The organism is Providencia sp. SP181 (genome assembly GCF_050446505.1).
GTDB classification, from domain to species: Bacteria; Pseudomonadota; Gammaproteobacteria; order Enterobacterales; family Enterobacteriaceae; genus Providencia; species Providencia vermicola.
This window is the reverse complement of sequence record NZ_JBBPXM010000001.1, coordinates 84,272-106,040: the sequence shown is the minus strand read 5'-3', so window position 1 is coordinate 106,040 and position 21,769 is coordinate 84,272. Positions and strand designations below refer to the sequence as shown.

Below are 21,769 nucleotides of genomic sequence, written 5' to 3'. Positions count from 1 at the left end.
GGATGGCTGATTTATATTTTTTGCCCTTTATATTTTTCATATCTTTTCTTTTTGATAAACATATTTAGTTTTTTAAATAACCATAATATTGGCTGTAATAAGATAAACTTTTGGTATGGTTTACCCCTTACGTTTTTTTCATATTCCATAAGTAATCCTAATGTTCTGCTCATTTTTATTAAGAATTACATGGAGGAAAAATATAAAAAAGTGACAGATATGATTTTTTGCAAAATACAGATCAAAAGCACTAATTTTTGTATTACATTATTCATACGGGGAAAATGAAAAGGGTTTTGCTGTGTTACTGTACAAACAAATTGCACAAATGTTGCAAGAAAAAATTAAGCGCGGAGAGTTTCTTAGTGGTGAAAAGCTGCCATCAGTGAGGGACATTGGGAGAGCTCATGATGTCAGTATTACCACGGCGCAACTTGCTTATCGTGAACTTGAAAGGCTGCAGCTCATTTATGCGGTACCTAAATCTGGGTACTTTGTGATCCCCGAAAAAACGGAATCTTTATTACCGAAAGTCGCGAATTATATTCAAAAACCTGTTCAGATCGCACAATGGAATCCGACCATGGATTTTTTACGTGTTGCTGAACGAGAAGGTGTAACATCTTTGTCTTGTGCCGTGCCAAATATTGAAGATAAAAGTTTAGATCCATTGTGGCAAGAAATGACAATGGTAACACGTAGAAAGCAATCACTGACACTTGAATATGATAATTTACAAGGGCTTGCTGCATTAAGAGAACAAATTTATTTAATTTCAGATGATCGCCACCTTTTTACGCCTGATGATGTTGTCACGACAACAAGTGGCCATCAATCGTTATCTATTGCCTTGCAAGCTTGCACACAAGGGAATGATGTTGTTGCAGTCGAGTCGCCAACTTTTCCAGGGCTATTACAGACATTGTATGGTTTAGGAAGAAAAATAATTGAAATTCCTATTGATCCTGAAACAGGTATAAACCTTGAAAGGCTAGAAGAGGCTTTTGAGTGTTGGAATGTGAAAGCAGTGGTGGTGACACCAACGTGTAATAACCCGATGGGTTGTATTATGCCTGATAGTAACAAGCGGCGTTTACTCGAAATTGTTGAAAAATATCAAGGAACCGTCATTGAAAATGATTGTTTAGCGAGTTTGGCGTATCAATACCCACGGCCGTCAACGATTCAATCACTGGATCGAAATGGGCATGTAATTTTATGTAGTTCATTTTCGAAAACGGTTGCTCCAGGAACACGTACTGGTTGGATAATTCCAGGTAAATATAAAGAAAAAGTTTTGCATTTAAAATACTTATCCCATTGTTCTGGTGAAATTTTTATGCAACAAGTGATGGCTAATTTCCTAAAGGAAGGGCATTATTTTTTGCATTTACGCCGAATGCGTCAACATTACAGTGAGCTTCAGTGCCAATATAAGGAATTAGTGGAAACACATTTCCCTGCAAATACCCGAATATCGAGGCCACAAGGCGGTTTTTCACTTTGGGTGGAACATTTACCCGTAGATAACCGTAAATTACGGGATATTTTGCATCGCAATAAAGTCACAGTATTAACAGGAGAACATTTTTCTACAGGTGACTGCTTTTCTAACCATTTGAGGGTGAATTATGCGCTACCTTTGATCGCGAGGAGGCGAAATGCGATTAAAATTTTGGGTGAGGCATTAAAGGTCACAAGTGTATAATTTGGTGCTCCCCCCTATGACTTAAACTTATGTAAGATAGGGGGGTAATAAACGATTAGTCAGCTAGCAATTTGTGTTTTACGGTTTTTAGTGATTAACATATAAATCAGATATAAAAGCGTAAAACCAGCTGTATACCCTGTAAAGGCCATCCAGAAAGTTTTCCAGTCGACAACGCCATTAATGGTATTGAGCTCAATAACCCAGCCACATAATACCGCCCCTAAGAATGTACCAAACCCATTAACGAGTGTGGTGAAAACGCCCTGAGCAGTGGAGCGAAATTCTGGGGCAATTTCTTTTTCCAAAAATAATGCGCCAGCGATATTAAAGAAATCAAATGCACAACCATATACAATCATAGATAAGAAGAGGGCCAGTGTGCCTATTGCCGTGAAATCACCATAAGCAAATAAACCTAATCGTAAAATCCATGCAATCATGCTAAGAAGTAAGATAGTTTCGATTTTGAATCTTTTTAATAAAATAGGCAGCAATAAGATAAAAATAATTTCAGAAAATTGTGAAATAGACAAGAAGATAGTGGGGTATTCAGAGAAAATAGAGCCTCTGGCTTCGGGGGCTAATGCCATATCCTGTAAAAATGGAACACCAAATGTGTTGGTTATTTGTAATACAGAGCCTAATAGCATGGCAAAGAATAAAAAAACTGCCACTCTTCCTTTTTTAAAAAGCAAGATAATATTATGACAACTAAAGTTAGATGTCTCAGCTTTTTTAGTATTGATACTATTAGTAGTAATGAAAAATATAGAAAATAGACCTAGAGCAACTGAGGCGGCAGCCCCTACATATAACTGGTAATAACTCATTTCTAGTTTTAATAAACTAATTGTCCACATTGCGACAATAAATCCGACAGTTCCATAAACTCTGATTTTTGGAAAATGAATCTCTGAATCTAATTTTCGTGTACCTAACATTTCAAACACAATACTATTACAAATTGAAATGGTTGGCATGTAAAACATTAAATGAATTAATGTAGCAATAAATAAAAGAGTGATTGTATCACTATGCGCCATGACGATTAAAAAAATTGCAGAAAGAAAATGAGTAGAAACATAAACTAACTTTCTATTATTAATTTTATCGGCAATAAACCCGATGATAATGGGTGAACATAACGCAGATATTCCTAATGTACTGAATATTAATCCTATTTCACCGCCCTTTAAATGGAGTGTATTAAAAAGGTATGAGGCAAACGTGACAAGCCATGAGCCCCAGATAAAGAATTGCAAGAAAGAAACTATTTTTAATCGAGTTGTAATACTCATGCCTGCACACCTTGATTTAACCTAAACATATTTAAATGCAATTGTTAATTTAACTGATTGATGTCATTTTTTTCATAATCAACAATAGATGCGTTTATCTGATTATTGTTTTTGCATTATAAGATAGTGTATTGCTCAGTTTATTGATGTAAAGATGGCTATTTATGAATTAGTTAGGCAGATGGTCGATTTTTAATCGCTATTAATACTTAACTTGTTACATCTAAGTCGTACAATTGTGTCTGTGAACGAAAGATAAAATATAGAATCTATTAAGAATAGTTTATTAATGCTCAATGTTTTAATCTGCTATTGCAATAAAATCAATTTTAGTGTTTAATCAGTAAACATTTCTATTACTTTCTCCCCTCTGTTTTCCTTGGTTTCTTTTATTCCCCCAGATATTCAATTTCAGTGTTACACCTCTTACCTATTAAAATATTTTTCATTCATCAAATCATCATCTAATAATCCCACAATGGCTCTTCTCTGAAGCCTAACTTATTTTTTAACTTAAAATCTTAAAAGAGTATGCTATGACTTCACATCGTTGTTTACTATTTGTATTAGCAATATCGGTATACCTTGTTGGTGCAACTGAATTTATGCTTTCCGCAATAATGTTTCCATTAGCGAATGCTTTTAATGTACAAGCATTACAGATTTCATGGTTAATATCCGCTTATGCATTCTCATATGCGCTAGCTGCGCCTGTTGTCGGGTTCTTTTCGGATAAAATGGATAAGCGCAAAATGTTACTCGTTGCGATGTTATTTATCTCAATTGATAGTATTGCAATAACGTTTGCTCCTAATCTTTTGATAGCTCTTATTTTACGTGTTTTTGGTGGCGTTGCTTCCGCTGCCTTAGTGCCGATTACGTTTGCTTTTATTTCTGATGTCATCGATGAAAACAAACAGGCCATTGCAATGGGATATGTCATGCTGGGAATGACGCTTGGTATTATTACAGGGCCAATTCTTGCAGGGGTAATGACACAGTATTTTTCATGGAGAATGCCATTTATATTTATGGCAGTCGGAGGGCTTTTGGTGTTGTTTATTTCCATTAAGGTTTTGCCGTCTGTTGCTTCGTCAACGGTAAAACAAGGCTCATTCAATATTTTTAAGCAGGGAATGATCAGTAAATTTATTATTGCTAAAGGAATTTGGAATGGTATTACTGTTTGCCTATTTCTACTGGCAGGTGAAATATTACGAAGCAGGTATCAATTTAACAGTGCGATGACTGGTAGTTTAATGGGGTTATTTGGAATTGGTTTAATAATAGGTAATAGTATTGTTGCAAAAGTCGTTTCATACAAGGTTTCCGAACTATCACTGGTGCTAGCAATAATTAGGCTTTTATTCATGATTATTCTTCTCTTTATTAGTGATTGGTTAACATTAATAGGTGATTGTTTTTGTTTGTTTGGATTTGGCGTACTATTAGGTTTAATTTCACCTATCAGCACTTCGTTACTTGCCAGACTAAATGTGAATAATAAAGGTTTGATATTATCAATTTCAGAAAGCTTTAATAATATTGTGTTGTTATTGGCTATCCCACTTTTTTCTTGGTTGATTTCTGAAGGCCGTGTTTTAACGTCTACCATATTAATTAGTCTATTATTTAGTATAGTAATATTTTTTATTACAAGAGTAAAAGTAGCAATGAGATAGCAGTATCCTTGCTGATAAGCAGCAAGGATAGTGATTAGGCTACATGATCCAACTGGTTTTGCCGCAATCTCATTCCATTTAACATGGATAGCCAAGCTAAAAAAGTAATTATCATCAAGATAATAAAGATAAAATAAGCGGGCAATTCAGTTAAAATTACGCCAGTCATCATTGGGTTAAAAGCACCACCTAATAAACCTAACGATTGAGCTGAAAAATAACTTGCTTTCATACCTTCAGGGGCAATGCTATCAATCAACATGTATTCACCTGGAGCATAAATCAGTTCCCCTAAAGTGAAAAGAAAAGCACCAATAGCCCAAATATAGAGATTTTCTGCTGCAAACATGAAAGTGGCTAAACCCAGTAAGAAAAATAAACTTCCTAACGTCATTAACTTTTTCAAATTGTCTGGGGTGATCCGTTTTCCGACAGTGTATTGCAACGTTACCACAACGACCGCATTCACAGGGAGTATGACGCCGATAACGACTTGTGCAAAATCGCTATTTGCTACCGTAATAACATATTGAGAAATCCAAGTGGTAAACGTCCCAAAAACTAATGACCCTAAGAATGTTGATAAAATAAACCAAGCAAGTACACGGTCATGTAGCATTACAGCTGGGTTCCATGGTCGTTTACCGCCATCCTGATGCTGTGCAGGTTTTATACTTTGAACAAATCGCTGAATGAAAAATATCGGGAAGGCTGCCGAGATAGCGGCCAAATAAAATGGCAAATTGATACTGTACATTAACAGCCAAGTTCCAATAGGCGGACCGATCGTCCATCCGATATTGATAAAAGTATAATTTAAGGAAAAGACTTTAGCTTTTAACGATAAGGTCAGAGTATCTGCAAAATAAGCTTTAAGAACAGTAGAAAAAACAGAATAAGAACAATTGATCAAGGAGAAAAATATGATCACTAAAATGGCATTATTGGAGAGGGGAATAGCAATGAATCCGCCAATAAATGCAACTATAGCAAGTAGCATGCACCGTTTTTTGTCAACCCTATCGGCGAGCATACCAAAAGCCATGCTAAATAGCACACCAACAACCATCGCCAATGACATAGCTACCCCAACAGTATCAATTGCCATTTGATACTCTCGGGTTAGGTAAATGGCCATAAATGGTAGTGTTGCCCCACGGCCAATGGTCAGAAGTAAAGACGATGCAAGTAACGCACTGTTAGATATACTGAATTTCGCTGACATAACACACGACCTAGGATTTTTATTATTGTTAACTGTTTGTTTCAACTAAAAGATATTGTAATAAAATACATAAAATCAGTGCGATGAGAAACGGACAATAATGCGCTAAATAGAAAACAATATTTTGAGGAGATCAATCTGCCATTATCGATTAAATATATTGTAATATGAAATCAGTTAAACCGTATTAAACGTTATATGCTGAGAATAAATCGCACTAAAGTCGGGGGAATAATTTAGGTAGGCTCTTCTTGTTTTTAAATAGAAAGATGTATAACTACACCTCTCTATTTAATCAACGGGCATTAAACTTACAGTGCCGCAGTATAGACACGACGACTTACATCAAGGGTGATGTCTTTGTGCTCGCCTAATTCAACCATATTATGTGCTTCTAAACTTTTTACTAGGGGCTCAATAACATCGGATGAAAGCTGATAATCACTAAAATGTGTGCCTACATTCATGGCTTCGAAAAACTGACGGGTTAACTCAATCGATTTTAATGCTTTCTCTTGGTCGTTCCCGTTTGTGATCCCCCACACTCGTTCAGCGTATTGTGCCAATTTTGTTTGTTTTTGTGGCAATTTCTCAAGCAACATTGATGGCAGCACGATTGCGAGTGTTTGTGCGTGATCTAAACCATAAAGCACAGTAATTTCATGGCCTAACATGTGAGTAGACCAATCTTGTGGAACACCGACACCAATTAAGCCATTGAGTGCTAACGTCGCTGTCCACATTAAATTTGCACGGATGTCATAATCTCTTGGGGTTTCGAGCGCTTTAGGGCCAATTTCTATGAGCGTTCTCAATAAACCTTCTGCGAAAGAATCTTGAACATAGGCATTCACAGGATAGGTTAAATACTGTTCAATAACATGAACGAATGCATCAACTACACCATTACTAATTTGGCGAGGTGGGAGTGTGTAGGTTTTCACTGGGTCAAGAATTGAAAACTGTGGAAAAACCTTATCACTCATAAAGGCTAACTTAGACTGTAATTCTTCACGTGTAATTACGGAGCCTTTATTCATTTCTGAGCCAGTTGCGGGGAGGGTTAATACAGTCCCAAAGGGTAATGCAGTTTGAATTGTTGTACCGCCCTTTGTAACAACTTCCCATTTGTCACCAGGATAGTTAACTGCCGCAGCAACAAATTTTACGCCATCAATCACTGAGCCGCCGCCAACAGCGAGTAAAAAATCAAAGCCTTCCTTTTCTATTTTATCAACCGCTTTGATGAGAGTTTCATAGCGCGGATTAGCTTCTATCCCACCAAAAAGTGAAAAATGTCTTGAACCTAAAGCGCGTTCAACCTCATCTAATGTGCCCGTTTTACGTGCGCTTTCACCGCCAAATAAAATGAGAACTTTTGCACTTTCAGGGATCAATCTGCCTAATTCACTTATCTTTCCATCCCCAAAAACGATGCGTGTCGGGTTATAAAACTCAAAGTTATTCATATATAAGCCTTAATAGAAAAATTTCTTGGTTAAACGGCAAAAAGTTACCGTGCTTGATAGATTAACAAGAAATAGTATAACTTCTAATAATATTAGAGTTTATCAATTTGATGGCTTTGGTATATTATTTTTTAGTTAAGTAATTACATTGTTATAATATTTACTCCTGAAAGTAAAGAAAAGGCACATTAGTAAATTATTGTTTGCTATCTTTAAGATTCCACAACTAAATAAAAGGAATTAAGATGAAAGTATTAGTAGGGGAGTAATTAGAGGAAACGTTAAATATAGACTCATGGGTTAACCTAATGGACGAGGTTAATCAATTAAAAGCAATAACTATAGGTAGAATATAAGAAAATAATGGTTCTCAATATGAATATAATGTTTTGTACGCCAAGCAAAGTTAAATAAACTTATTAGGTGGTGATGACGTATTGATAAGCAATGGCGCTAATGGATTATTAGTGGATGAAAAGAGAGAGAATGTATTTATTATCAACGGTGACTTACTAGGTTGGAATTCGATTTATAGTTTGGGTGGGGAAAATACGATTTATCTCGTGAATTTTAAGCATATGTTATTAGAGAAGCACCAGATCATATCAGCAACACAACACGTTATCACTACGAGTCAGAAAAAGGGCGAACAATAAAAATATTTCAATGCCTGAATACACAAGCGCCCAAAATTGTTCATCAACAATGGGACAATGATAGTTGGTCAGATAACGTATTGCAAAAATTAGAGTATTTAGTGAGCACACTTGCTTCTATCCGTATGCAAGATGAGACACTCAGTACCACGAGTGGTGATTTAAATAATACTTTAGCGACGTGGGAACCCGTAAAACTAGTCAAAAATCATCTGATTTAGACCATAATATTTTAAATTAATCAGTATTTTGGGTATTTCAGCAAGTTTTTTGGCTTGAATCATCTTTGGAGACAGTAAGTTGCAGTAAACTTACTGTCTGTTTAATGCTAACATTTTCCTATGAATTTAATGTATGCATTTTTTAAGATAATTTTTTGCCATGTAAGGGGGGCCAAGTGATAAAACGTTTTATGAATCTAGAGCTTCCTCCTGAACCCATAATTAATAGCAATTGCGTGAGAAAACGCCTCAAAAATAGCATTTGTGATAACTGTTCTACCAGCTGTCCAGTGAATGCTATCTCGTTTAGTCACATGGATGCGAAAATTGATAATGATCTTTGTTTCCAGTGTGGTAACTGTCTTTTCTCCTGCCCTGTTGATGCCATTGAAAATATTTCGCCTCACGAACGTACATATCAACAGGATTATTTAGTAGTTAACTATGATGAGCCTGTCGCAATGACGGAAGAACTGATTGTTTGGCATAAACAATTTCAAATTCGGGGTATTCAAATAGCGGAACCCTTGGTTGATAAATGGTTACCAACGATAGCGGCTCTCAATCTTAAGTTAAAAACATTACAAGAGCCTATTTGGCAGCTACGTATTGAGCAACCTCTTGCAGTAGATAGTGGGCGCCGTATGATGCTCTTTCGTCAAAAGTTAGACCAGAAACCCCTGAGTAAAGGGCAGGTGAAAACAGGGCTTAATGCACGGAAACAATTTTATCCAGAAGATAGCTGGTTCAAGATAGAACTTGAAAACGAAAGCTGTATTTTATGTGGGGCGTGCGCGAAAGTATGTGATGAAAACGCGATACAAATTGGCGATAACCAATTCATTTTAGATGAAAAGCGTTGCACAGGCTGTATGAGTTGCCAAGTGGTATGCTTTCCAAAATCGATTCAAGTTTATGAGCACACAGCTAAGCATAGCGAGCCTACCGTATTTCATTACTATGATGCCAAATGTCATACTTGCCATTTACCCTTTTTTTCGTGGGAAGAGGATGTGCAAACTTGCCCAATATGCTCGCAGCATAAAAAGCAGGGGTGGTTATAGAAAAGGTGCTATCAAAGAGCACCTTTTTTAGTTAATTTGCTGAACCTAAATGCTCAACTACTAGTTTTGCAATCTGTGGGTTAATGGCTGGGGGTGTCTCATGGCCCATACCTTCAATAATGGCGATTTTTGCGTTCGAAATGTTATCTGCGATATCTTGACCCGCTTCAACGGGGAATAACGGGTCAATTGAGCCGTGAATAACTAACGTAGGAACATTAATGTGGCTCAGATGTGGACGCATATCACCAGTCACCGCGACAGCAACAATTTGGCGTTTAGTACCTTCAGGTGAATAGTTTCGAGCAAGGGCTTGTTGCACATAATCGCGGTAATATTCCTCATCAAATGGGCAACAACTTGAGCTAATACGGCGATAAAAGGCAAGTTGCCCAGCCAGATAAGCCTCAAAATCTTCTTTGGGGTTTGCGCCTGAACTCATCAACATTTGCATCACATCAGGGGCACTTTGCGGTAAGTTGGGGTTCCCTGTTGAAGACATAATCGGGGACAAAGTGATTGTGCGTTCAGGGTATTTCGCCGCAAATAATTGAGCGATCATTCCGCCCATTGAACGACCAATTATATGCGTTTTATCAATTGATAAGCTATCTAATAAATGCACAATATCGTCCACCATATCGAATAACGTATATGCGATATCGAATGGTTGTCCTGTTTGCATTTTTTGAATCAATTCCCCTAGGTTGATTGGAGGGAAATTATCCATATGAGGAGATAAACCCGCATCACGGTTATCAATTCGGATAATATAAAAACCTGCGCTAGCGATTTGTTGGCAAAAATCTGTTGTCCAACTAATGTTGTGGCCGCCTAGACCTGGCACAAGTACAACGGCAGGGTTCTCAGGAGCGCCAAATGCATCATGAAAAAGTGAAATAGGCTGTTTGGTTGTCATTTTTTTTCCACTGAATTGAATGTTGTGCTATTTATGCCGCCATAGTGTAGCAAATACGAGCCCCAAAAATGGGTAAAGGTTGCTAAGAAAGCGAATGTAGCAGCATTGCTGTAATTTTGCAGAAAATAACACAGTTTATTATCTAACAGATATAAATCGGCTAAATATTAGCACGATAAGTGAAAAAAGAAGTAAAAACAATGCAGTAAGTATGTTTGTATTTAATGAGTAGGTGGAAACAATAAGGCTGCCTAATGCTGACCCAAAAGCAATTCCTCCATTGAAGAATGCGATATACAAGGCGCTCGTAATCTCAATTCGCGAAATGCTATATCCGATCATCCAATTCATTAAGGATACAGAGACTCTACCGTATGCCACTCCCCAAAGTGCGATGATAAAATAGCCCCAAAAAACGTTTAATGGCAAATATACAAATAAAATTAGGCTGATAATTATTAAACTAATTATCCCAAAAATAGATAGCTTTATATTTCGGCTAGAGGCCATCCCGAAGATAAAATTGCCTAAAATTCCTGTAATACCATAAAGAAGCAAAGCAAAACTGATTTGATGGTTGTCTAAATTTAAATTGGGTTCAGCGGTGCAAAGTTATATGCCGAAAGGGCGGCTTGTGTTGAATGATACGGAAGCGATTTTAAATGCGGCATTACAGGGGCATGGCATTTGCCAATTGGGTGCTTTCTTGGTGGGTGAGCAAATTGCGCAAGGAAATTTACGTCCTATTTTAACCGAGTTTTCGAAGCCAGAGGCACCGATTTGTGCGTTATATCCAACAAAACGCTATTTGCCACCGAAAGTGCGTCAGTTTTTACAGTTTTTTGACGAGTATTGGCAAGGACGTGCAATTTGGGAGGAAAAGGATAAACGATAAGGTGATTTTTCAGCCTATTCTGTAAAGCAATTAAAAATCATTGGGATATGATAGCTACCAAGCAATTCGTTGCTTAAAGATAATTTTTAACTATAGATTTTTAGGTTTTATATGATTTATTTTATTTCAGATACCCATTTTTGCCACTCTAATATTATCAACCTGTGTGATCGTCCTTTCAAAAGCACTAGCCACATGAATGATACGTTGATTCATAACTGGAATGCTTATGTAACAGACCATGATGAAATCTACATCTTGGGGGATTTTTTATACAAAGGTAATGGGGCGGATGCGAATAAAATTTTGCGCAGGTTATCGGGCAAAAAATACCTTATTCGTGGTAACCATGACAAGTTTTTAGATGATCCAGAGTTTGATTCATCACTCTTTGAATGGGTGAAGAGTTATTACGAGTTGGATTATCAAAAACAAAAATTTGTTTTATTTCACTATCCTATCTTAGAATGGCAAGGTTTTTTTCGTGATGCAATCCATTTATATGGCCATGTGCATAATTCAGGAAAAGACCCAGAACAACGTAAACGCTTAGATATTTTAGGGCCTCGAGCGATGAATGTTGGCGTTGATGTAAATAATTTTTTCCCTATTAGTATTAAAACTATTCTAAAACGTGCAAATGGTTAATTATTTAATAATAAACAAGTCTATTTTTTAGCATACAAATAAACAGAAGCACGTGAAACACCAAGATGCTGTGCAACTGTTTCCATGGATTTTTTGACGTCAAGCAAGCCTTCGCTACGTAAAATTTCTATGAGGTTTTTTCGTTCTTCCGCTTTTAATGTCCGCGGTGTTGCGGCAAGTGTCGCGGCATATTGATCGATTCGATGACGAATAGCTTCTGATCCATTGGGCTCAATATGTTCTTTGATTGGGCTATTTCCAACTTCAATAAATTGCGACAATACACTTTGCATCCCCCGAAATAACGTCATATCTAAATTTAGGCACAAAGCAGCAACATATTCACCATTCTCATTTTTGATACCAATAGATGTGCTTTTAACGGGGCGTCCATCGGAAAATTGATTGGTATAATTGGCGACAATATTAGGAAAATCAGCAGATTCAATGCGTGCTAAGCCGAGTTCTGTGGTAGGCTCGCCTACTTGACGACCAGACAAATTATTATGAATCGATAAAATTGAATGTTCGGGGTTTTTTAGGTCATGAACGACAACCTCACAAAATGGTGCAAAAGTTTCGCTCAGCCCTTTGGCGATTGTTTCGATTTGCGCCAATAATGTATTTTCCTTGGTGCTAGACATAAAACCCCCTTATCTAAAAGCGTTAATTTATTAATTTTAACCCATTTTTTATCTCGCTAATAGATAAAGGGTGGAGAGTTACTGTGAAACTAATTCAGCAAAGCGATTGATATCGACATTACCACCACTGACAATAATACCGACTCGTTTACCTTGGAATTGGTCTTTCTGCGCTAATGCAGCAGCATAGGATAGACAACCCGTTGGTTCAACAACCACTTTCAGGCGCTCTGCATAAAATTTCATTCTGTCAATAAGTTGCTCATCGGTAACAGTAAAAATATCATCGACATTATTTTTAATAATTTCAAATGTATACTGCCCCAAATGTTGGGTCTGCGCGCCATCAGCGATGGTTTTTGGTGTATCGATATGGACAATTTTACCTTGGCGGAAAGATTGCTGTGCATCGTTACCCGCTAACGGCTCGACACCATAAACTTGACAGTTAGGGGATAATTGGCGAGCAGCAAGTGCACAGCCAGATAGCAAGCCGCCACCACCTAAGCAAACAAATAAGGCTTCCAATTCACCCACCTCTTGGAACAGTTCCATAGCGGATGTGCCTTGTCCTGCAATAATATGGGGGTGGTCATAAGGTGGAATGATGGTTAAACCCTGTTGTTCTGCGAGTTGCTTGCATAATGCTTCGCGGTCTTGCGTGTACCTATCGAAATGCACAACATTGGCGCCATAACCTTGGGTTGCCGCAACTTTAACAGCAGGTGCGTCGTTTGGCATGAGAATTGTTGCTGGTATATTCAGTAATTGGGCTGCAAGGGCGATACCTTGTGCGTGGTTACCGGATGAAAAGGCAATTACCCCCGCTTTTTTCTGCTCTGGTGTAAATTGGGCAAGTGCATTGAATGCGCCACGAAATTTAAATGCCCCCATCCGTTGGAAATTTTCGCATTTAAAAAATAGCTCACCACCAAATTCTTTATTGGCGGTTGTTGAGGTGAGTACAGGGGTTTTGTGTGCAAACCCCGCGATGCGCTTAGCTGCTGCTTCAACATCTCGATAAGTTGGTAAAGTTAAACCCGTCATTTTATGCCTCGTTGAAATTTTTTGAATTAGCCTAAAACCGCAGTTGCTTCAATTTCGAGCGCTGCGTTAAAGTGAAGTTCAGAAACACCTGCAACAGCGCGAGCAGGGCGAAAGTCACCTATCCACGCTGCATAAATTTGATTAAATTCCTGCCAATCATTCATATCAGCTATATAAACACGCACTTGGACTAAATTTGCTTTTGTTATATTGGCGGCTGACAAGCAAGCGTCAAGATTTTTTAATACTAATTTAGCCTGAACGTTAAAGGGGGTATCAGTGATTGCTTGCCCTGAAACATCGACGGGTAATTGACCCGAAATAAACATAAACCCATTAGCGCCCACACAATGGGAATAGTGGCCTCGTGGCGGGAGCAGAGTAGGGGCATTGATATATTGAATTGACTGGCTCATAGCAACCTCGAACTTGACAAAAAAGCATATATTAGACTTTTAGTCTAATATTGTATTATATGTACAGTCAATCTGTTTTTGAAGAAAAAAACATCAATGCTTGATGCTAATATGAGAAAAAATGCAGAACAGTTTGCAGTTAAGGTTTTTGCGGATTGTTAGCTGTGGTGTTGATCATGAATATTCTTGCTTGGTAATTCGCCACTCATTTATTCAATAAAAGCGAATTTTTTAGTGAAAGAAATTGCAAAGATTAGAATGAGTAAAATTAAAAATCGTTCACAATGAAAGGGAGTTATCTTAAATAAAAGTGATTAAGAATAATCAAATTGTGACGAGAAAAATAAAATGGTAAGAAGTTGTTATATAAAAACTTTTAGGGATACGACATGGCGAAGTTTACGTTTGATATACTTTCTATTTTTGGGAAAAAAAGCAGTAAAGTGGCTGAACAATATGTTCAAGAAGCGGTTTTACCGTTATCCGTCTTGGATGATTCTTTGCCCAAAATGGTGGTTGAATATGTACTGGAAGGAACATCGCCAGAAGTCTTGGTAAAATTAAGCCAACTGGATACCGAAAAAGCCGTTATTTTATTAGACAAACCAGGCACTGTGGATTGGTGGTGGGGAGGTAATAATTTTAATACGGGCCAATATAATAAAGTGATCCGTCAAGGGAGTAATGCCCGCCATAAACTGTATTCCAAAGTCGGCGATGGTGTGAGTGCAGAGCAAGTTGCGCGATTTGCCAAAGTATTAGCCGCTGCCTGCCAAGATATTAATATTAAAGTGCTGACATCCGAATTACCGTCATGGGTAAGTTATTTAGTCGGCGATGCATTTTCCAAAACCTTCGACAATTCTCGTGATGAAAAATTAGATCACCGTAAGCATTGGAATGTGGAATTGTTGTCTGAGATGATTAGCAAAGAAACAGATAAGCCCGCTAACTCAGTGTTGTATATTATCTTCGATAGACAACATTTGTCGGATTACCACTATGAGAACTTAAACCGGTTATTTGTTCTCCCAGGCTTTAAAGAATATTTAATTGCACAGCAAGGTTTTATTAAGCAGACATTGATTGGTAATTTGTCTGCCGCAGGGCAAGTGCAGCTAATCAATGTCCTGAAAAAAGATAAAGCACTATATTCGGTGTTTGCAGATTGTTTAGTGACATTTGCAACCAGTTCATTAAAAACCGTACGCAGTGCCGCAGAGCCTACACTGTCTATTCTACCTGATGAATCAGTCAAACTATATTTGACCAAAGTGCTAACAGAAGGAACACCAAAGCAGCGTACGCAAGCCGCGGATTTATTTGCCCGAATTGGTAAGGATAGAGAAGTTCTCGAAGCTGCATTGCAAACGGAAACCAACAAAACGGTATTGAAAAGTATTGAAAGTGCCATTTCACGTTTTTCGGTGATGGATAGCGCCAGTGAAATTGAGGAAACTGCGCTGCCAGCGCTTGTTGAACTTGAAGATACCCCACTACCAGAGAGTGCAAAAGATATCTTAATCAATAACTTCAATGAGATGCTGCAAAAAGCCAAAGAAAATGCAGAGAATGAAATTGAAGAGAATAAAAAGCAAAAGCACACGTACAACTGGGCACAGCGTCATTATAAAGAATTCCAAAAACTGGATGCGAAAACCTGCGCAAAAATTATTGATAAGTTGAACTCAGGCAAAGAGGTGATTACTGACCATGAATACAATGTGGTGAAATTCAAAGAGCGTATTAATAATCTCCCAGAGTTTACGTTATTTCATGCATTACGTCTGATTAGTCATAACCGCACGGGAATGGATCATTTTTCTCATTATTACCTGACCCGTGAAGTTCCACCACGTATTATTGGCCAAATTGAATTACGTCAATTAGAACAGGTATTAACTCATTGCCATTATCAACAGGCTCACCGTCTAATTGCAGATTTCTGTTTGCGTTCATACAATGATGGCTTAAAACTGTTTAATCAACCGCAGCAAGTTTGGCCGTTCTTTACGCAATACCCTGATTTTATCGCCGAAGCATTAGGGTTAATTCCGCAGCAAGCAAAACAACGCTACTACCAAGAATATGATGCTTCAAGTGGTATAGAAGTATTAGCGATGTTACCAACTATTCCTGCTCGCTTTATTCCACGTATTATGGAACTCGCGTTAGGAGAGAATAAAACGCATCGTTTAAGTGCGCAAAAATTACTCGAAACATTGCCGAATATTCATGTTAATGCAGCAGAAGGTTTAGACTCAGGTAAACAAGAAATTCGTGTGACTGCCATTGAGTGGCTAGCGCGCCTTAAACACCCTGATTCTTTAAAACCTCTATATGCATTATTGAAAAAAGAAAAACGTGAAATTGTGCGTGCTGCACTATTAACGGCGTTGGAACAATTTGGGGAAGACATTTCCAGTTATTTATCACCAAAAGTCCTATTAGCTGAAGCACAAAAAGGGCTTAAGGGTAAAGCGCCAGCAAGCATGTCTTGGTTTAATTTAGACTCTTTACCTGCACTGACTTGGCAAAATAATAAACCTGTCGATGGGGAAATTATTCGCTGGTGGGTTATTTTAGCTGTGAAATTAAAAATGCCAGCAGGTAATGGTTTATTACAGCGTTATATCAGTTTGTTATCAGTGGATAGCCAGCGTAAGCTTGGAAGCTTTATGCTCAATAGCTTTATTGCTCAAGATACCGCAGGCCCATCGCTAGAAATGGCAATGGCAGAAGCAGAACGAGATGCACCACAGCGTTTAACCAACTACCAAGATTGGGTAAAACGTTGGCCAGAGTATTACAGTCAGTATGAAAATTACACCCTTGAGCAGTGTATTAATGACATTAAGAATGAAGTGCTTCGCCGTTATTTAGGGTCAGCGATTACCGATAAAGGCATGCTAGCGCTCATTTGTGGTATTGAAGGGCACATTGCAGTCACCGCGTTACGTAATTATATGCGTGATCATTATCAGCGTCGCGCACAAATTGAAGCCATGATTGATGCGGTAGCAACCAGCAATGACCCGCTCATTATTCAATTATTACTCTCACTTTCACGCCGTTATCGTACCGCTTCTGTACAAGAAAAAGCACGTGGTTTAGTGGCTCAAATAGCGGAGCGTAATGGCTGGAGTGCAGATGAACTTGCCGACCGGACTATTCCAACAGCAGGAATGGATGAAACAGGGGTACTTGCCCTTGAGTATGGCGAGCGTACTTTTACTGCAAAACTAGATCCCCAACAAAAATTGGTGTTGTTTAACCCTGAAGGCAAAGAGATCAAAGCATTACCAGCCGCCCGTAAAACGGATAATGAAGAGCTGATTAAAGAATCGAAAAAATTACTGAGTTCCAGTAAAAAGGAACTTAAGCAAGTTATTGATCTACAAACTGCACGCTTATACGAAGCAATGTGTGCGGAACGTTTGTGGACCACACAAGACTGGCAAGAATATATCCAAGCTCATCCGATTATGCGCGGTTTGATTGAAAGGCTTGTCTGGATGGAAATAGATAACGATAAGGTTATCAATGTATTCCGTCCTTCAGATGATGGTAGTCTGCTTAACCTTGAGGATGATGAAATCGAGTTAAGCGCAGGGTCATCAATTAAACTGGCTCATGCTGCGTTGATTTCGGAAGATGAAAGAAAAGGTTGGTTGGTCCATTTTAAAGATTACAAAGTGAAATTTTTGTTCTCGCAAATGGAACACAAAATCCCTGAATTAGACCTCGCACTCACTGAAATCGAAGATCGCAAAGGTTGGCTGACAGATACCTATACGTTACGTGGTGTGCTTACCAAAATGGGGTATCAGCGTGGCCAAGCGGAGGATGGCGGTAGCTTTATGCATTACTCGAAACACTATGCTAGCCTAGGTTTCTATGTCTACATTGAGTTTAGTGGAAGCTATGTACCAGAAGAAAATATTCCTGCGGTCTTGTACTCCTTAAGCTTTGAAAGTGGGCAACAAAGCTCATGGAATCGCAGTTACATAGAGTTAAAAGATATCCCGCCAATTTTATTAGCTGAAAGCTATGCGGATTACTTAAAAGTGGCTGACGCCTGTGCAGGATTTGACCCTGAGTGGGAAAAGAAAACACCTTGGTAATTAGGGTTTAATAGGATAACTCGATGAGTAACAAAGAAACAATAAAAGGGCATGTTCTGCGTGAAAGCGCAGAAATTCGTTTTGCTGATGAACTGGAAAAACTCACACAAGCCGATAGCCATAACCCAAAACCACAAGGTTGGCTACGTTCACCACGCGCGGTTAGGCAGTTTATTTTAGGTGATGAAGCTCTGGGTATTACGCCGAAGTTTTTTGGGGATGATGCTTTAGTTGACCGCGCAATAGTGACCTTGTTAGGTAAACAGGGTCTGATGTTAGTCGGAGAACCAGGAACAGCAAAATCCATGTTATCCGAATTATTAGCTGCAGCAATCAGCGGTGATTCGGGCTTAACTATTCAGGGAACAGCTGGAACAACCGAAGATCACATTAAATACTCATGGAACTATGCGTTGCTATTGGCAGAAGGGCCTACGGAAAAAGCGTTGGTTAGCTCGCCACTTTATCAAGGCATGCTGGAAGGAAAAATTGTGCGTTTTGAAGAGATCACCCGCTGCCCACCAGAAATACAAGATGTATTGGTCAGCTTAATGTCTGAAAAACAGATGATGATCCCCGAAATGAAAGACAATGCGAGGATCAGTGCTAAGCAAGGCTTTAATTTAATTGGTACAGCCAACTTACGTGACCGTGGCGTGCATGAAATGTCATCGGCATTAAAACGTCGCTTTAACTTCGAAACGGTGAGGCCGATTCAAGACCCTGCGTTTGAAATTGAGCTAATTAATAAACAGCTTACCAGCGAACTAGGCGAGCTAAATGGCTTGGTGACTGTGCCTGCGAATGTGATTGAATTATTAGTCACCACTTTCCAAGAGCTACGTTCAGGCAATACCAAGGATGGCGGCAATATCAAAACCCCAGATGCGGTGATGTCGACAGCAGAAGCGGTGAATATCGCTTATGCGTGTGCGTTAGAAGCCCATTATTTGGGAGACGGAACGTTAAGTGCTGGTGCAGTCGCTCGTCAGCTAATTGGGGTTGTACTCAAAGATAATGCAGATGATATCAAGCGGATGCGTTATTACATTGATAATGTCGCACGAGAAAGAGCCAAACAGAGCCCCGAATGGAAAGCATTCTTTGAAGCTTCCCGTCAGTTTTGGCAATAGGATTGTTAACGTGTAATGCATGGCGAGGTCTTTGGCTTCGCCCATATTTATCAATCAGGGAATATTACGGTGAGTTTGCCTTCCATACCTTTACCCGAACGACTCGAACAAGCATTGATGAGCTGGCAACAGCTTGAATCAGAAAAGATTTATTTTGCTCCCGTTCGCCATCACAGTCCAGCTTGTGCCTACAGCACGGCCTCATTGATTGAGCAGATTAACCCTGATTATGTACTGATTGAAGGACCTGATAGTTTTAATGGGTTGATTTCAGGGTTGCTGCATCAAGACACACAACCGCCCGTCGCTATTATGGTGCAAACGGAAATTAAAGCAGGCGCATTAAAGGATGGAAGTGACGCTGTCACTCGGTCGGCTTATTTCCCATTTTGCGAATATTCCCCGGAATGGCAAGCACTTAAGCAAGGCTCACGATATAAAGCACAATTACAGTTTATTGATTTACCTTGGGCTGCGCAGGTGAATATTGATGAAACTGATGAAGGGCAAAGTCAAAGCCTGCAAAAAGAGCGTTATTTAGCACATAGCTTATTTATTGCACAGCTAGCAAAAAAAAGTGGTTGCCGTGACCATGATGAGCTTTGGGAACAACTATTTGAATTACGTACTTTTGAGCAGCTCACTGATTGGTCTGCATTTTTTAAAGACAGTTTCATCTGGTGTGGGTTAGCTCGTTTAGATTATGAGCCTGAAGTCCTTGAATCTGAAGGCTCTACACAGCGTGAATCCCATATGCAAGCTCATATTCAAAGCATTAAAACGAAGCAGCCAAACGCCAAAATTGTTATCGTGACTGGCGGATTTCATACCCTCGCGTTAATTGAAGGTTTAGCTGAACGGGCAACTCAACAATTTGCACTCACGGCGATAGCTCAAAAGCAGTTTGTAAAACAACAAAAAACCGCTGAAAACGAGAGTGCATGGTTAATACGTTATAGTGACGATAAGCTTGATGCACTAAACGGTTATGCATCAGGTATGCCATCCCCCGCGTTTTACCAAAAAGTATGGGAAACACTATTGCAACAGCGCCAAGACCGTGAAAATGGCCGAGTTCGACCAACTCAGGTGTATCGGAATAAATTGGGGATCGCGTATCTGGCAAAGGTGGCGACTATTTTGCGCGAAAAGCAATTTGATGCGGCTCCTGGTTTTTTATCGGTAAAACTGGCCGCGGAACAAAGCATTCGCTTAGCGGCCTTTCGTGGGCATGCAGGGACAGGGCGCTATGATTTATTGGATGGACTACAAAGTGCATTTATTAAAGGCAGCCTTGATGAGAGCCAAGATGAACTTTGGCATGAAATTAAAACCTGCTTTTCAGGTTTTCGCCTAGGCCAAATCCCCAAAGGCACAACAACGCCGCCGTTGGTGGCACAAACCTATGAGATGGCAAAGGGGTTTCGCTTTAAGCTTGATGACACATTAAGCAAAATCAGTCGGTTAGATGTGTATCGTAATAAACAACATCGCCTACGTAGTCGCTTTTTACATTTATTGGCTTTTTTAGATATTCATTTTGCAAAACACCTTTCTGGCCCAAATTTTATGTCAGGAAACCAAATGGATGTGTTATTTGAAGAGTGGCAATATGCCTGGACGCCAAATGTGGAAGGCGAGTTAATTGCATTATCAGAAAAAGGGACTCAGCTTAAAACGATCGCATTGAATCGTTTATTTGAAATGGAAAAAAACCTTGAGCAACAAGGGGTCAGTCGTTCAAGCCAGAGTGCTGTGACATTATTAATGCAAGCGGCGATCATTGGCTTACATCAACGCATTCCTACACTATTTTCATTGTTAGATAGTTATATTCAGCAAGATACAAAATTCGAATCATTAGTAGCTTGTGGCCATAAGTTAGTACATTTATGGCGAGGAAGACAGTTCTTTGATATCGAAGAGAATTTTACGATTGAAGCTCGTTTGGATGCTTTATTGCAGCAAGTTTTTTATTGCTTTGAGCAAATTACTCAAGGGGATGAGCAGCAGCAAGAAATGTATTTTAATGCGCTACTTTCATGCCGCGAACTGGTGACATTTATGCCTGAAATTAATAAAAATCACGATTATTATCACGATTTTTATCACCAGTTGGCTCGCTGTAAAGACCAATTAAACCATGTCCCTTTATTAAAAGGGGCCGTGGATGCTCTGCGTTATTTGGGTGCAAAAACCGATGAAGAGACATTAGTTAACGAGATCCAAAGTGCGTTTAGTGCAGGAAGTGACCCAGAAATCGCTATTGGCTATTTTATTGGCGTAATGCGCGCTGCCCCTGAATTAATTTTACGTATTCCACTCTTAATCGACTCTTTGAATGATTTACTCAGTAAATGGGATGAAAGTCGATTTATTCAGGTGCTGCCAGATTTGCGCTTTGCATTTAGCCAACTGACGCCAAAACAAAATGCACAAATGGCACAGCATATCGCGCAAAACTTATCAATCGAAGCACAAGATTTGACGCTGCACCAAACAGAATTTAATGAGAAACAAATGCTGCAAGCGTTGCAATTAGAACAACGACTACAAAATCAGCTTGTTGAGCTTGGTCTACAACGTTGGTTCACTCACACGTCGGAGGCGAAATAAC

Annotated in this window: 15 protein-coding genes; 8 read left to right on the top strand and 7 right to left on the bottom strand. The window is 39.0% G+C overall.

Translation table 11 applies throughout. The features are described from left to right. The first annotated feature begins 301 nt into the window (after nt 1–301). Nucleotides 302–1,708 carry a PLP-dependent aminotransferase family protein gene (locus tag AABS66_RS00430; RefSeq protein ID WP_206084369.1) on the top strand — a complete coding sequence of 469 codons (1,407 nt, stop codon included), beginning with the start codon at nt 302–304 and terminating at the stop codon, nt 1,706–1,708. A gap of 59 nt (nt 1,709–1,767) precedes the next feature. On the opposite strand, the gene AABS66_RS00425 is transcribed toward AABS66_RS00430, so the two are convergent. Then, nucleotides 1,768–3,009 (bottom strand): MFS transporter, encoded by a 1,242-nt coding sequence (locus AABS66_RS00425; RefSeq protein ID WP_206084371.1) that lies wholly within the window; start codon nt 3,007–3,009, stop codon nt 1,768–1,770. A 536-nt stretch (nt 3,010–3,545) separates the two neighbouring features. Here AABS66_RS00425 and AABS66_RS00420 point away from each other — a divergent pair. Next, nucleotides 3,546–4,691 (top strand): MFS transporter, encoded by a 1,146-nt coding sequence (locus tag AABS66_RS00420; protein ID WP_206086000.1) that lies wholly within the window; start codon nt 3,546–3,548, stop codon nt 4,689–4,691. Nucleotides 4,692–4,725: 34 nt separating this feature from the next. Here AABS66_RS00420 and ydeE read toward each other — a convergent pair whose 3' ends face one another. Together ydeE and AABS66_RS00410 are read right to left on the bottom strand one after the other, a co-directional pair. Then, a complete protein-coding gene (gene ydeE / locus AABS66_RS00415) occupies nt 4,726–5,916 on the bottom strand; it encodes an efflux MFS transporter YdeE (RefSeq protein ID WP_349415145.1) in 1,191 nt (396 codons plus the stop codon). A 311-nt stretch (nt 5,917–6,227) separates the two neighbouring features. Next, nucleotides 6,228–7,385: an iron-containing alcohol dehydrogenase gene (locus AABS66_RS00410; RefSeq protein ID WP_371007174.1), complete on the bottom strand. Its 1,158-nt coding sequence runs from the start codon at nt 7,383–7,385 to the stop codon at nt 6,228–6,230. A 1,068-nt stretch (nt 7,386–8,453) separates the two neighbouring features. On the opposite strand from AABS66_RS00410, the gene AABS66_RS00405 reads away from it, so the two are divergent. Continuing rightward, nucleotides 8,454–9,326, top strand: a complete 873-nt coding sequence (locus AABS66_RS00405) for an ATP-binding protein (RefSeq protein ID WP_306803690.1) — start codon at nt 8,454–8,456, stop codon at nt 9,324–9,326. Nucleotides 9,327–9,357: 31 nt separating this feature from the next. On the opposite strand, the gene AABS66_RS00400 is transcribed toward AABS66_RS00405, so the two are convergent. After that, complete coding sequence (locus tag AABS66_RS00400) at nt 9,358–10,245, bottom strand: alpha/beta fold hydrolase (protein ID WP_206086003.1); 888 nt, start codon at nt 10,243–10,245, stop codon at nt 9,358–9,360. 604 nt (nt 10,246–10,849) lie between these two features. On the opposite strand from AABS66_RS00400, the gene AABS66_RS00395 reads away from it, so the two are divergent. Together AABS66_RS00395 and AABS66_RS00390 are read left to right on the top strand one after the other, a co-directional pair. Continuing rightward, nucleotides 10,850–11,140: a LysR substrate-binding domain-containing protein gene (locus AABS66_RS00395; protein WP_272538426.1), complete on the top strand. Its 291-nt coding sequence runs from the start codon at nt 10,850–10,852 to the stop codon at nt 11,138–11,140. 111 nt (nt 11,141–11,251) lie between these two features. Further along, complete coding sequence (locus AABS66_RS00390; protein WP_206086005.1) at nt 11,252–11,788, top strand: metallophosphoesterase family protein; 537 nt, start codon at nt 11,252–11,254, stop codon at nt 11,786–11,788. Between the two features lie 20 nt (nt 11,789–11,808). Here the strand turns inward: AABS66_RS00390 and AABS66_RS00385 are convergent, their stop codons facing one another. The 3 genes from AABS66_RS00385 to AABS66_RS00375 form a co-directional block, all read right to left on the bottom strand. Next, the gene (locus AABS66_RS00385) at nt 11,809–12,432 is read right to left on the bottom strand and encodes a helix-turn-helix transcriptional regulator (protein ID WP_206086006.1); all 624 of its coding nucleotides are present in this window, start codon (nt 12,430–12,432) and stop codon (nt 11,809–11,811) included. 78 nt (nt 12,433–12,510) lie between these two features. Further along, nucleotides 12,511–13,479, bottom strand: a complete 969-nt coding sequence (locus AABS66_RS00380) for a threo-3-hydroxy-L-aspartate ammonia-lyase (RefSeq protein ID WP_206086007.1) — start codon at nt 13,477–13,479, stop codon at nt 12,511–12,513. Between the two features lie 26 nt (nt 13,480–13,505). Beyond that, nucleotides 13,506–13,895 (bottom strand): RidA family protein, encoded by a 390-nt coding sequence (locus AABS66_RS00375; protein WP_206086008.1) that lies wholly within the window; start codon nt 13,893–13,895, stop codon nt 13,506–13,508. Nucleotides 13,896–14,284: 389 nt separating this feature from the next. On the opposite strand from AABS66_RS00375, the gene AABS66_RS00370 reads away from it, so the two are divergent. The 3 genes from AABS66_RS00370 (at nt 14,285) to AABS66_RS00360 (ending at nt 21,768) form a co-directional block, all read left to right on the top strand. Continuing rightward, on the top strand, nt 14,285–18,019 hold the full coding sequence (locus AABS66_RS00370; protein WP_272516284.1) for a DUF4132 domain-containing protein: 3,735 nt from the start codon (nt 14,285–14,287) through the stop codon (nt 18,017–18,019). A gap of 23 nt (nt 18,020–18,042) precedes the next feature. Then, nucleotides 18,043–19,152 (top strand): ATP-binding protein, encoded by a 1,110-nt coding sequence (locus AABS66_RS00365; RefSeq protein ID WP_206086010.1) that lies wholly within the window; start codon nt 18,043–18,045, stop codon nt 19,150–19,152. Between the two features lie 69 nt (nt 19,153–19,221). Next, nucleotides 19,222–21,768 (top strand): DUF5682 family protein, encoded by a 2,547-nt coding sequence (locus AABS66_RS00360; protein WP_272573678.1) that lies wholly within the window; start codon nt 19,222–19,224, stop codon nt 21,766–21,768. The last annotated feature ends 1 nt before the right edge of the window (nt 21,769 follow it).

Bases quoted from the DNA above. Each gene is read 5' to 3' on its own strand.
- AABS66_RS00370 (WP_272516284.1), top strand. From the start codon at position 14,285: ATGGCGAAGTTTACGTTTGATATACTTTCTATTTTTGGGAAAAAAAGC.
- AABS66_RS00420 (WP_206086000.1), top strand. From the start codon at position 3,546: ATGACTTCACATCGTTGTTTACTATTTGTATTAGCAATATCGGTATAC.
- AABS66_RS00380 (WP_206086007.1), bottom strand. From the start codon at position 13,479: ATGACGGGTTTAACTTTACCAACTTATCGAGATGTTGAAGCAGCAGCT.
- ydeE (WP_349415145.1), bottom strand. From the start codon at position 5,916: ATGTCAGCGAAATTCAGTATATCTAACAGTGCGTTACTTGCATCGTCT.
- AABS66_RS00390 (WP_206086005.1), top strand. From the start codon at position 11,252: ATGATTTATTTTATTTCAGATACCCATTTTTGCCACTCTAATATTATC.
- AABS66_RS00400 (WP_206086003.1), bottom strand. From the start codon at position 10,245: ATGACAACCAAACAGCCTATTTCACTTTTTCATGATGCATTTGGCGCT.
- AABS66_RS00410 (WP_371007174.1), bottom strand. From the start codon at position 7,385: ATGAATAACTTTGAGTTTTATAACCCGACACGCATCGTTTTTGGGGAT.
- AABS66_RS00365 (WP_206086010.1), top strand. From the start codon at position 18,043: ATGAGTAACAAAGAAACAATAAAAGGGCATGTTCTGCGTGAAAGCGCA.
- AABS66_RS00385 (WP_206086006.1), bottom strand. From the start codon at position 12,432: ATGTCTAGCACCAAGGAAAATACATTATTGGCGCAAATCGAAACAATC.
- AABS66_RS00425 (WP_206084371.1), bottom strand. From the start codon at position 3,009: ATGAGTATTACAACTCGATTAAAAATAGTTTCTTTCTTGCAATTCTTT.
- AABS66_RS00405 (WP_306803690.1), top strand. From the start codon at position 8,454: ATGAATCTAGAGCTTCCTCCTGAACCCATAATTAATAGCAATTGCGTG.
- AABS66_RS00375 (WP_206086008.1), bottom strand. From the start codon at position 13,895: ATGAGCCAGTCAATTCAATATATCAATGCCCCTACTCTGCTCCCGCCA.